Raw genomic sequence first — 12,181 nt, forward strand, 5'->3', positions numbered from 1 at the left:
TCCCTCACCACCCCCACCGGTGAGGACCCCACCGTGGTGGAGCTGCCGAAGGGCGCTGAGATCCTCGGATTCGAAGGCGAGATCGCCCTGGTGATCGGAGAGCGGACCCGCCGCGTCTCCCCCACCGACGCCTGGGGCCGCGTCGCCGCCGTCACCGCCGCGAACGACCTCGGCGCGTTCGACTTCCGCTGGGCCGATAAGGGAGCGAACGTCCGCTCCAAGGGCGGCGACGGCTACGCCCCGATCGGTCCCCGGCTCATCCCCGCGGACCGCCTCGATCCGGCGAACATCGCGATCCGCGTCTGGCTGGACGGCGACCTCGTCCAGGAGGACTCCACGTCCACTCTCCTGTTCCCGCTGCCTCAGATCGTCTCCGACCTCTCGCAGCTGATCACCCTGGAGAAGGGCGATGTCATCCTCACCGGCACGCCCGCCGGCGCCTCCACCTTCGGCCCCGGCCAGGTGGTGGAGGTCGAGGTCACCGCCGGCGGGTCGGAGGACCCCGCCCTCTCCTCCGGCCGCCTCCGCACCCAGGCGGTGCAGGGCACGGTGGACCTCGAGCCGTTCTCCCCGCAGCCGAAGCCCACCGCGCAGCAGTGGGCGGACGCCTCCGGCCGGGACATCAGTGAGTTCTCCGGGGCCGACGGGGGCGCCGGATCCGTCGGCCCGCTCACCGACGACATGCGCGAGCGCATCGAGAAGGTGGCGCTGGCGACCATCTCCTCCGTGATGCGCTCCAAGGGCCTGAACAACGTCTCCATCGACGGGGTGCGCACCACCCAGCCGGGGAAGAAGCTGATCGGCACCGCCCGCACCCTGAGGTACGTGCCGAACCGGGAGGACCTGTTCAAGTCCCACGGCGGCGGCTACAACGCCCAGAAGCGCCTCTTCGACTCCCTGACCAGCGGCGATGTGCTCGTGATGGATGCCCGCGGTGTGGATGACGCCGGCACCCTCGGTGACATCCTCGCCCTGCGCGCGCGTGCTCTCGGCGCCGCCGGCATCGTCACCGACGGCTGCGTCCGCGACCTCGCCGAAGTCACCGAGATCGGCCTGCCCACGTACCACAAGGGCGGGCACCCGGCCGTGCTGGGCCGCCGGCACGTCCCCTGGGGCATCGACGAGACCGTCGCCTGCGGCAGCACGACGGTGCAGCCGGGCGATGTGATCGTCGGCGATGACGACGGCGTCCTCGTGATCCCTCCGTCGATGCTCGAGAACATCATCTCCACGTGCGAGACGAAGGAGGCGGAGGAGGCGTTCATCGCCGCGCGCGTCGCCGAGGGCCACCCGGTGGAGGGCCTGTTCCCGATGAACGCCGAATGGCGGGCGGAGTTCGAGAAGCAGCGATGACCGCCACGAAGTCCGAGCGCGCCTACCGGATGATCCAGCAGCGGATCGTCCAGGGCGACTACCTGCCCGGCGATCGCCTCAAGCTCGAGCACATCGGTGAGGAGATCGGCTCCTCCGTGGTGCCCGTGCGCGAAGCGATCCGCCGCCTGCAGGCCGAAGGGCTCGTGACGTTCGAGAAGTTCGTGGGCGCGCGCGTCGCCGCCATCGACGAGAGCGAGTACGTCCACACGATGGAGACGATGAGCGTCATCGAATCCGCCGCCGTGGCGCTCGCCGCGCCGTCCCTGACGGCCGAACAGGTCGCTGAGGCCCGCGCCGTCAACGAACAGATGCGCGACCTCGCCGCCGCCGGCGACTTCGACGCCGTCGAGTTCACGCACCTGAACGAGCAGTTCCACCGGGCGCTGTCCCACCGGTGTCCGAACCCGCATCTGGTGATGCTGGTGGACCGCGCGTGGAACCGCCTGTCCGCGCTGCGGAACTCCACGTTCAGCTTCGTTCCGGACCGCGCCGCCGCTTCCGTGGAGGAGCACGAGCGGATCCTGCACCTCATCGAGAGCGGCGCCGCCGGCATCGACATCGAACTGGCGATGCGGGAGCACCGCATGACCACCCCGCGCGCCTACCTGGCGCGCATCCACGCCGACCAGCCGCACAGCACGGCCGGCATCGTCCCCGACCGCACAAGACTCGACCGCACGAGACCTGACAGCACGAGCCCCGCGATCACCACCGCGAGCGAAGGAGCACCCGCATGACCACCCGCCCCGAGAACATTCCCGACCTGATCCCCCACTACATCGACGGCGAACGCGTCGAATCGGTCTCCGGGGAGACGTTCGAGGTCCTGGAACCCGTCGGCAACACCGTCTACACCCGCGCCGCCAGCGGCGACAAGGCCGACATCGACCGTGCTGTCGCCGCCGCCGCCCGCGCGTTCGAGGACGGCCCGTGGCCGCGGATGAAGAACCGCGAGCGCGCCCGCGTCCTCAACCGCATCGCCGACATCGTCGAGTCCCGTGACCAGGAGCTCGCCGCCATGGAGTCGTTCGACTCCGGCCTGCCGATCACGCAGGCGAAGGGGCAGGCGCAGCGCGCCGCCGAGAACTTCCGCTTCTTCGCGGACCTGATCGTCGCCCAGCGGGACGACGCCTACAAGGTCCCCGGCATGCAGATGAACTACGTGAACCGCAAGCCCAAGGGCGTGGCCGGTCTCATCACCCCGTGGAACACCCCGTTCATGCTGGAGTCGTGGAAGCTCGGCCCCGCCCTCGCCTCCGGCTGCACCGTGGTGCTGAAGCCCGCCGAGTTCACGCCGCTGAGCGCATCCCTGTGGGCCGGGATCTTCGAAGAGGCGGAACTGCCCGCGGGCGTGTTCAACCTCGTCAACGGCTTCGGTGAGACCGCTGGTGACGCCCTCGTCAAGCACGAGGACGTCCCCCTCATCTCCTTCACCGGCGAGTCCTCCACCGGGCAGCTGATCTTCCGCAACGCCGCCGACCACCTCAAGGGCCTGTCGATGGAGCTCGGCGGCAAGTCCCCCGCCGTGGTGTTCGCCGACGCCGACCTCGACGCCGCCCTGGACTCCACCCTCTTCGGCGTGTTCTCCCTCAACGGTGAGCGCTGCACCGCCTCCAGCCGCATCCTGGTGGAGCGCTCGATCTATGACGAGTTCGTGGAGCGCTACGCCACCCGCGCGAAGGCCGTCATCGTCGGCGACCCGTCCGACCCCGCCACCGAGGTGGGGGCGCTCGTGCACCCCGAGCACTACGACAAGGTGATGAGCTACGTGGAGATCGGCAAGCAGGAGGGACGTCTGGTCGCCGGCGGCGGCCGCCCCGAGGGCTTCAGCGAGGAGGGCAACTTCGTGGCGCCCACGGTGTTCGCCGATGTCCGGCCGGATGCCCGCATCTTCCAGGAGGAGATCTTCGGGCCGGTTGTTGCCATCACCCCGTTCGACACGGAGGAGGAGGCCCTGGAGCTGGCGAACAACACGAAGTACGGCCTCGCCGCCTACATCTGGACCCGGGACGTGCAGCGCGCCCACCTGTTCACCCAGAACGTCAACGCCGGCATGGTGTGGCTGAACAGCCACAACGTGCGCGACCTCCGCTCCCCGTTCGGCGGTGTGAAGGCGTCCGGCCTCGGCCAGGAGGGCGGCTACCGCTCCCTCGACTTCTACTCCGACCAGCAGGCCGTGCACATCACCCTCGGCGATGTGAAGACGAAGCGGTTCGGCGCCAGCGCCTGCTGACGCCGGCACCCGTCGGCCCGCTTCGGCACCCGTCGGCCCCTCCCCCATTCCGCCATCGGCACTCAAAGGAGAGTCCCCATGTCCGCACCCGTCACCGACCTGGCCGCGTCGCGCCGCTTCTACGTGGACGTCCTCGGTCTGCACGTCACCGAGGAAAACGACCAGGTCATCTACCTGCGCTCCTTCGAGGAGTTCATCCACCACAACCTCGTGCTGCGCCAGGGCGATGAGCCGGCCGTCGCCGCCATCTCGTACCGTGTGCGCACCCCCGAGGACGTCGACGCGGCCGAGGCGTACTACCGGGAGATGGGCTGCCGGGTGGAGCGGCGGGCCGACGGGTTCGTGCGCGGCGTCGGCGACACCGTCCGCGTCGAGGACCCGCTCGGCTTCCCGTACGAGTTCTTCCACGAGGTGGAGCACGCCGAGCGCCTCCATATGCGCTACGACCTCATCTCCGCCGGGGAGCTCGTCCGCATCGACCACTTCAACCAGGTCACCCCCGATGTGCCGCGCGGCCGGAAGTACCTCGAGGAGCTCGGCTTCCGCGTCACCGAGGACATCAAGGACGAGGCCGGCACCACCTACGCCGCGTGGATGCACCGCAAGGGCACCGTGCACGACACCGCCCTCACCGGCGGTGACGGGCCCCGCCTGCACCACATCGCGTTCGCCACCCACGAGAAGCACAACATCCTGCAGATCTGCGACAAGCTCGGCGCCCTGCGGCTGTCCGACCAGATCGAACGCGGACCGGGCCGCCACGGCGTCTCCAACGCGTTCTACCTGTACCTGCGGGACCCCGACGGGCACCGCATCGAGGTGTACACGCAGGACTACTACACCGGCGATCCGGACAACCCCGTCATCACCTGGGACGTGCACGACAACCAGCGCCGCGACTGGTGGGGCAACCCCGTGGTGCCGTCCTGGTACACCGACGCCTCCCGCGTCCTCGACCTCGACGGCGCCGTCCAGCCGCTCACCCAGCGCACCGACTCCTCCGAGATGGAGGTGACGATCGGCGCCGACGGGTTCTCCTACACCCGCGAGGGCGACGAGGACGGCACCTACCGGGGCGAGGCGTCCAAGGGCTTCAAACTGGGGAACCAGCTGTGACCGGCGTTCCCCAGACCGGCCGCACCCTCACCGAGGAGCAGACCGTCGCCATCGCGGACGACCTGCTGCGCGCAGCGACCACCGGCGGCACCATCGACCTGATCTCCCCGCGCCACCCCGGCATGACCGTGGAGGACGCCTACGCCGTGCAGCGCGTGTGGCGGCAGCGCCGCGAAGACCAGGGCGGCACTGTGGTGGGCCACAAGATCGGCCTCACCTCGAAGGCGATGCAGGACGCCACCGGCATCACCGAACCGGACTACGGGGTCATCTTCGCCGACCAGGTGATCCGCTCCGGCGAGCGCGTGCGCCACGACCGCTGGTCGAACGTGCGGGTCGAAGTGGAGCTCGCGTTCGTGCTGAAGCACGACCTCGCCGGCACTCCCGGCCGGGAGGACATCGGCGCAGCGGACGTCATCGCCGCCACCGACTACGTGGTGCCGGCGCTGGAGATCCTCGACGCGCACGTGCAGCTGAAGGGCCGCACGATCGTCGACACCATCAGCGACAACGCCGCCCTCGGCGCCATGGTCCTCGGCGGTGAGGACCTCCGCTTCGCGCCGGACGCCCGTGACCTGCGGTGGATCGGTGCTCAGTGCTTCGTCAACGACCAGATCACCGAGACCGGAGTGTCCGGCGGGGTCCTCGGCGACCCGGCGCTGTCCGCGGCGTGGCTGGTCAACAGGATCGCCGGTCACGGCGACGGTCTTCGCGCCGGTGACACCATCCTCGCCGGCTCCTTCACCCGGCCCGTGTGGGCCGAGGTGGGCGATCATTTCCGGGTGGAGTACCAGGACCTGGGGGCAGTGGAGGTGTCCTTCGAATGAGTCACGAGATCAACCGGACCATGGCGGATGCCCGCGCCCGCGGCGTGATCCTGCCGCCGACCTTCCACCAGCGGGTCGATGAGGCCCGCGCCGCCGCCGAGGGGCGGGCCGACGGGTTCCGGCCCCTGGTGGGCCTGTGGAACTCCTCCGGTTCCTCCGTGGCCGGGGAGATCCTCGCCTCCAGCGGGGCGGACTTCCTCATCATCGACGGTGAGCACGGCCCGATGGAGCTCGACGGCATCCTGCGGGTTCTGCAGGCCACCGCCGCCTACCCCGCCACCCCGCTGGTGCGGGTGCCGTGGAACGACACGGTCCGCATCAAGCAGGTGCTGGACATCGGCGCGCAGAACCTCATCATCCCGAAGGTCGGCACCGGTGAGCAGGCCCGCGCCGCTGTTGACGCCGCCCGCTACCCGGGTGAGAAGGGCGGCCGGTACGGCGCCCGCGGCATCGGCGCCGCCCTCGCCCGCTCCTCCCGCTGGGGCCAGGTGCCGGAGTACGTGCACCAGGCCGACCAGCACGTCAACGTGATCGTGCAGATCGAGTCCAGTGCCGGTGTGGAGAACGCCCGTGACATCGCCGGCACCGACGGCGTCTCCGGCATCTTCATCGGTCCCGCCGATCTCGCCGGCTCCATGGGCTACCCGAACAACCCGGGCGCACCCGAGGTGGTGGCCGCGGTGGAGCAGGTGATCGGCATCGCGCAGGAGGCGGGGGTGCCCGTCGGCATCAACGCGTTCGCTCCCGCGGTGGCGGACCGCTGGCGGGACCACGATGTCGACTTCGTGGTGGTGTCCGCAGACGTCACCCTGATGGTGCAGGGCGCGATCGCCGCAGTGGACCGTCACCGCCGCTGGTCCAAGGGCCACCCCGGTGAGCCGCTGGAGCACGCCCCCGGCTCGCCTGACACCCCAGCCGCCTACTGAGACCCCTGCTGCCCACCGGCCGCCCGCCGTCACCCGGCCACCGGCCGCCCCTGTTCACCCGAGAGGACGACCAATGCAGTTCCACCACCACGGGTACGTCATCAGCGACCCCCGCATCGAACCCGCCGCCGGGCGCGGCGTGGACCGCCCGGACGACCTGCCGGACGAGATGGATGTGCTGATCGTCGGCACCGGCCCAGCCGGCATGCTGCTGGCGGCGCAGATGTCGCAGTTCCCAGAGGTCACCTGCCGCATCATCGAGAAGCGCGACCGCCGCCTCGAGATCGGGCAGGCCGACGGGCTCCAGGCCCGCTCCATCGAGACGTTCCAGGCGTTCGGGTTCGCCGACCGCCTCCTGCAGGAGGCGTACGAGATCACCGAGATGTCCTTCTGGCGCCCCTCGAAGGAGAACCGCGACCACATCTACCGCGCCGAGGTCACGAAGGACTCCGCGCATGACCGCGACGGCGTGCTTTCGGAGTTCCCGCACGTCATCTGCAACCAGGCCCGCGTCCAGGACTACTTCGCGGAGTTCGCCGCGAACTCCCCGGCCCGGCTGCGGCCCGACTACGGCTGGGCGCTGGAGCACCTGGAGGTCTCCGCGGACCCGTCGGCCACCCATCCCGTGAAAGCGCACCTGGTCCGCTCCGCCGGCGAGGACGAGGGTGAGAAGCGGACGGTGCGGGCGAAGTACGCCGTGGGCTGCGACGGTGCGCATTCGCAGGTGCGGCGCGACATCGGCGGCAAGATGCACGGCGATTCCCGCAACCACGCGTGGGGCGTCATGGACGTCCTCGCCGACTCCGACTTCCCCGACTACCGCACGAAATGCGCGATCCAGTCCACCTCCGGCTCCATCCTCTACATCCCGCGCGAGGGCAACTCCCTGGTGCGGATCTACGTGGACCTCGGGGAGATCCCGGACGGCGGCAAGGAGAAGGTGCGTGCTACGCCCCTGTCCACGATCGTGGAGACCGCGCAGGCGATCATGCGCCCGTACACCCTGGATGTGCGGCATGTGGCGTGGTGGTCGGTGTACGAGGTGGGGCAGCGCGTCACCGACTCGTTCGATGACGTCCGCCCCGATGAGCGCGGCTCGAAGCATCCGCGCGTGTTCACCGCCGGGGATGCATGCCATACGCATTCGGCGAAGGCGGGGCAGGGCATGAACGTGTCGATGCAGGACGCGTTCAACCTCGGCTGGAAGCTCGGCCATGTCCTCACGGGGCGTGCTGTCCCCGGCCTGCTGGACACGTATTCGCAGGAGCGTCAGGACGTGGCCCGCAAACTCATCGAGTTCGACCGCGAATGGTCCACGCTGATGGGCGCCCGCACGTTCGACCCGGAGCATCCGGAGCTCGGCGGTGTGGACCCCGAGGAGGTCACCGCGCACTATGTGAAGAGCGAGGAGCAGGCGTCCGGGTTCGGGGTGACGTATGTGCGCGGCCAGCTGCTGACGTCGGACCTGTCGGACCAGTCGCTGGCCGACGGGTTCCCGCTCGGCAAGCGCTTCCGCTCCGCACCGGTGCGCCGTCACTGCGACGCGGTGCCGGTGGAGCTCGGTCACCATATGCGGGCCGACGGGCGCTGGCGGATCTACGTGTTCGCGGATTCTGCGCCGGCGGCGTCGGAGGAGTCGGCGGTGCGGGCGTGGGCGCGCTGGTTCGCGGAGGATCCGTCCTCACCGTATGTGCGCACGCAGTCGCCGAACCGCGGTGCCCGCGACGCCGATTGGACGCGTGCCGATGATGCCGGTGCCCTGTTCGACGTCAAGGTCATCTACCAGGACGACCACAACGCATTCGAGCCTCAGGACGTGCCGGATGTGTTCCGTCCCCGGTTCGGCCCGTTCCAGGTGCGGGACCAGGAGCTGGTGTACGCCGCGGAGGAGGGCGATGACATCTTCGACCGCCGCGGTGTGTCGCGTGACGGTGCGGTGATCATCGTGCGGCCGGACATGTACGTGTCGGCGGTGCTGCCGCTGGATCGCCCGGAGCTGGTGGGTGAGTTCTTCGCACCGTTCCTGCTGGATGCGGACGCGCCGGCTGCGGTTGAGGCGCGCCGGGTGCTGGCAGAGGGCCGCGACCTGCTGCGCGAGCGCAGTGCGTCCGGTCAGCCCGCCGGGAAGCCGGGCGGTTTCGGCGGCGGTGCGCATGCGGAGGCGGGGGTCATTTCGACTCTCGGCGGGTCCGCCTCGGACGGCGAGGACGGTGCCGCGCGGGCGGAGATCCGCACCGTGGCCGAGGACGATCAGGTCATCGCAGACATCTGACCCGCGCGGCGCGGGGGCCTGGGCCGGGCGGCGGGCCGTGACCGTCGCCCGACCCCCGGCTCAGGCCGTGGCGGGGCGAGGCGCCGGCTTCCAGGTCTCCCACTCGCCGGACTCTTCGAACTCGGCGTCCAGCGGGATGCCGGGCCGGTCGCGCAGCAGCAGCGCGCCGGTGGTCGCCACCGCGATCGTGACCAGCAGGTACCCGACGATCGCCCACGTGGTGCCGGTCTGCTGCAGAAGGGTCTGCGCGATCGACGGCGCGAACGCACCACCGAGGACCGCACCGATCGCGTACGAGATCGACACGCCGGAGAAGCGGACCGACGCGGGGAACGTCTCGGCGTACCACGCGGACTGCGGTCCGTAGGTGAAGCCGAGGCCCACCGACAGCAGGCAGCAGCCGATGAGGACACCGATCACGCCCATGTCCACGAACAGGAACAGGGGGATGACGGCGGCGGCGAGCAGGGCGTAGCCGATGAGGTAGGTGGGGCGTCGGCCGATGCGGTCGGAGAGGATGCCGGCGATGAAGGTGAAGACCATCCACACCACGGCGGCCACGAGCACCGCCAGCTGGACGTGGGTCGGGTTGTATCCGAGGCCTCCGTCGGACGGCGGGCGGGACGCGAGGCCCTGCACGAAGCCGCCGGTCACCATGTAGCCGACGGCGTTGTTGCCGACGAATACGAGCGCGGCGGTGAGGACGAGCTTCCAGTGGCTCTTCATCAGCACGGCGATCGGCTGGGTCTCGCGCTGCGCGGTCTCACGCATGTGCTCGAACACCGGTGATTCGGACACCTGGGAGCGGATGTACATGCCGACGGCGATCAGCAGGAACGACGCGAGGAACGGCACGCGCCAGCCCCAGGAGAGGAAGGCGTCGCCCGGGGCGATGGTGGTCATGAGGGCGAGGGCGCCGGAGGCGAGGAGCATGCCGGCGGGCACCCCGAGCTGCGGGTACATGCCGAAGCGGCCGCGCTGGCCGGGGCCGGCGTGCTCCACCGACATGAGTGCGGCGCCTCCCCATTCGCCGCCGGCGGCCATGCCCTGCAGGACGCGCAGGAACATCAGCATGATCGGCGCGGCGATGCCGATGGTGGCGTGGGTGGGCAGCAGGCCCACGCAGGTGGTGGCGACGCCCATCAGCAGGAGGGTGATGACGAGCATGGGGCGTCGCCCGATCTTGTCGCCGAAGTGGCCGGTGAGGAACGCGCCGAAGGGTCGGAACAGGAACGACAGGCCGATGGTGAGCAGCGCGAGGACGTGTTTGAGTCCTTCGCCGGCGGGTTCGAAGAAGAGGGTGCCGAACACGAGGTTGGCGGCGAAGGCGTAGATGAAGAAGTCGTACCACTCGATGGTGGTGCCCACGATGGTGGCGCCGATGACGCGTCGGCGCTCCGTGGGGGACACCTCGAAGTGGTCGGGGCTGGTGGTGGCGGCTGCGGCGGACAAGCGGGCCTCCTTGCGGTCCGGGACGCGGGGTCGGGGGTGCGAGCCGAGGGGCCGACGGGTGCCGCCCGTCCACCGCACCGCACACTGAGCGATGTGGTGGCGCTCACATGCGCGGCACTCTACCGGCGTCCGCGGCGGTGCGGGCAGGAATTCGCGGATCGTATATGCCGGCCCGCGGAACCGCGGCCCGCTTCAGTGCGTGCGCGCCCAGATCTGAGGTCGCGGGTCGGGTCGATGCAATCCCCTGGAATGTGACCCAGGCTTCATATACGATCCGAGGAGATCCGCTGCGCCGCCTGCGCCGCGCCACTCAGTGAGGAGAGCGATATGTCCGCCGATTCGAAGCGTCCCGCCGTCACCGAGGAGCGGATCGCCGATCTGCTCGGCCGCATCCCCACCACCTCGTTCGTGGGCGGCGAGTTCATCGAGGCCGGCCGCACGTTCCCGGTGGAGAACCCCGCCACGGAGGAGACCCTCGTGGAGGTGGGCGACGCCGACGCCGCCGAGGTCGGCACCGCCGCACTCGATGCCGCCGTCGCCGCCCAGCGGGACTGGGCGGCCACCGCTCCCCGCACCCGCTCCGACATCCTCCGCCGCGCCTACGACCTCCTCCTGGAGCGCGCTGATGACTTCGCCCTCCTCATGACGCTCGAGATGGGCAAGCCCCTCGAGGAGGCGTACGGCGAGGTCACCTACGGCGCGGAGTTCTTCCGCTGGTACAGCGAGGAGGCAGTGCGCCTGCCCGGGGCGTACGGGCGGGCCCCGTCGGCCGATCACACCATCACGGTGGGCATGCGCCCCGTGGGGCCGGTCCTCGCGATCACGCCGTGGAACTTCCCGCTGTCGATGGGGACGCGGAAGGTGGGGCCGGCGCTGGCCGCGGGCTGCACCGTGGTGGTGAAGCCGGCTGGGCTCACTCCTCTGTCGATGCTGCTGCTGATGCAGACGCTGAAGGACGCGGGCGTGCCCGACGGGGTCGTCAACTGCGTTGTCACGAAGGATTCCGGTGCGCTGTCCTCCACGCTGATGGCGGACCCCCGCCTGCGGAAGGTGTCGTTCACCGGCTCCACGGCTGTGGGCAAGGAGCTGCTGAAGCTGGCGGCCGACGGGGTCCTGAAGTCGTCGATGGAGCTGGGCGGCAATGCGCCGTTCCTCGTGCTGCCCAGTGCGGACATCGACACGGCGGTCGAGGCGGCGATGCCGGCGAAGTTCCGCAACAACGGTGAGGCGTGCACGGCCGCGAACCGGTTCTATGTGCACGCGAGCGTGGCGGAGGAGTTCACGCGCCGCCTCGTGGAGGAGACGAAACACCTCGTGGTGGGCCCCGGCGTGGAGGACGGCACCACGATGGGCCCGATGGTGGAGGCGAAGGCGGTCGACAAGATCGAAGAGCTCGTGCAGGACGCAGTCGACTGCGGCGCTTCTGTTCTCACCGGCGGGGCCCGTGTGGATGGGCCCGGTCACTTCTTCCAGCCGACGGTGCTCGGCGATGTGCCCCGCTCCGCGCGGGTCAACAGGGAGGAGATCTTCGGGCCGGTCGCCCCGATCATCGTGATGGACGATGTTGAGGAGATGATCGCGGCCGCGAACGACACTGAGTTCGGCCTGATGAGCTACGTGATCGGCGAGGACCCCGCCGAGGTCGACGCCGTGGTGCAGAGCATCGAGTCGGGCATGCTGGCGATCAACGTGGGCGTCGCCTCGGATGCGGCGGCGCCGTTCGGCGGTGTGAAGCAGTCCGGCCTGGGGCGCGAGGGCTCGGCTCGGGGTCTCGAGGAGTACCTGGAGCCGTTCTACATGCGGCGCCCCGTCGGCCGCTGAGAAGGAGGCCGACGGGTTCCCTCCCCGGGCCCGTGCCCTGCGCTGTCGCTCGGTTCGCTGTACGGTTGAACAGCAGATCGCCGGCTCGACCCGCGAGCCGCCCCCAGTTGCGAAGCACGGTGAACCGATGACTCCCCCGCACCCGTCCGACCCGTCAGAG

9 protein-coding genes are annotated in these 12,181 nt (G+C 70.1%); 8 read left to right on the forward strand and 1 reads right to left on the reverse strand.

Going from position 1 to position 12,181, the window contains the following annotated elements:
• The 7 genes from MHY20_RS05850 to MHY20_RS05880 form a co-directional block, all read left to right on the forward strand.
• A partial coding sequence (locus tag MHY20_RS05850; RefSeq protein ID WP_239375580.1) for a fumarylacetoacetate hydrolase family protein occupies positions 1-1,353 on the forward strand: 1,353 nt, incomplete at its 5' end.
• Complete coding sequence (locus MHY20_RS05855) at positions 1,350-2,111, forward strand: GntR family transcriptional regulator (protein ID WP_183377306.1); 762 nt, start codon at positions 1,350-1,352, stop codon at positions 2,109-2,111. The genes MHY20_RS05850 and MHY20_RS05855, both read left to right, overlap by 4 nt.
• Positions 2,108-3,607: a 5-carboxymethyl-2-hydroxymuconate semialdehyde dehydrogenase gene (hpaE, locus tag MHY20_RS05860; protein ID WP_239375581.1), complete on the forward strand. Its 1,500-nt coding sequence runs from the start codon at positions 2,108-2,110 to the stop codon at positions 3,605-3,607. Before MHY20_RS05855 ends, hpaE begins: the two co-directional genes overlap by 4 nt.
• A gap of 78 nt (positions 3,608-3,685) precedes the next feature.
• Positions 3,686-4,723 carry a 3,4-dihydroxyphenylacetate 2,3-dioxygenase gene (gene hpaD, locus MHY20_RS05865; RefSeq protein ID WP_239375582.1) on the forward strand — a complete coding sequence of 346 codons (1,038 nt, stop codon included), beginning with the start codon at positions 3,686-3,688 and terminating at the stop codon, positions 4,721-4,723.
• Positions 4,720-5,550 (forward strand): fumarylacetoacetate hydrolase family protein, encoded by an 831-nt coding sequence (locus MHY20_RS05870; RefSeq protein WP_239375583.1) that lies wholly within the window; start codon positions 4,720-4,722, stop codon positions 5,548-5,550. The genes hpaD and MHY20_RS05870 overlap by 4 nt, the downstream gene beginning before the upstream one ends.
• Complete coding sequence (locus MHY20_RS05875; protein ID WP_239375584.1) at positions 5,547-6,476, forward strand: aldolase/citrate lyase family protein; 930 nt, start codon at positions 5,547-5,549, stop codon at positions 6,474-6,476. Before MHY20_RS05870 ends, MHY20_RS05875 begins: the two co-directional genes overlap by 4 nt.
• Before the next feature lie 73 nt (positions 6,477-6,549).
• On the forward strand, positions 6,550-8,748 hold the full coding sequence (locus MHY20_RS05880; protein WP_239375586.1) for an FAD-dependent monooxygenase: 2,199 nt from the start codon (positions 6,550-6,552) through the stop codon (positions 8,746-8,748).
• 60 nt (positions 8,749-8,808) lie between these two features.
• Here MHY20_RS05880 and MHY20_RS05885 read toward each other — a convergent pair whose 3' ends face one another.
• Positions 8,809-10,200, reverse strand: coding sequence for an MFS transporter (locus tag MHY20_RS05885; protein WP_239375588.1), 1,392 nt, complete (start codon positions 10,198-10,200; stop codon positions 8,809-8,811).
• A 327-nt stretch (positions 10,201-10,527) separates the two neighbouring features.
• On the opposite strand from MHY20_RS05885, the gene MHY20_RS05890 reads away from it, so the two are divergent.
• Positions 10,528-12,021, forward strand: coding sequence for an NAD-dependent succinate-semialdehyde dehydrogenase (locus MHY20_RS05890; protein WP_239375590.1), 1,494 nt, complete (start codon positions 10,528-10,530; stop codon positions 12,019-12,021).
• Positions 12,022-12,181 lie beyond the last annotated feature (160 nt).

Source organism: Helcobacillus sp. ACRRO (assembly GCF_022347125.1).
Taxonomy (GTDB): Bacteria; Actinomycetota; Actinomycetes; order Actinomycetales; family Dermabacteraceae; genus Helcobacillus; species Helcobacillus massiliensis.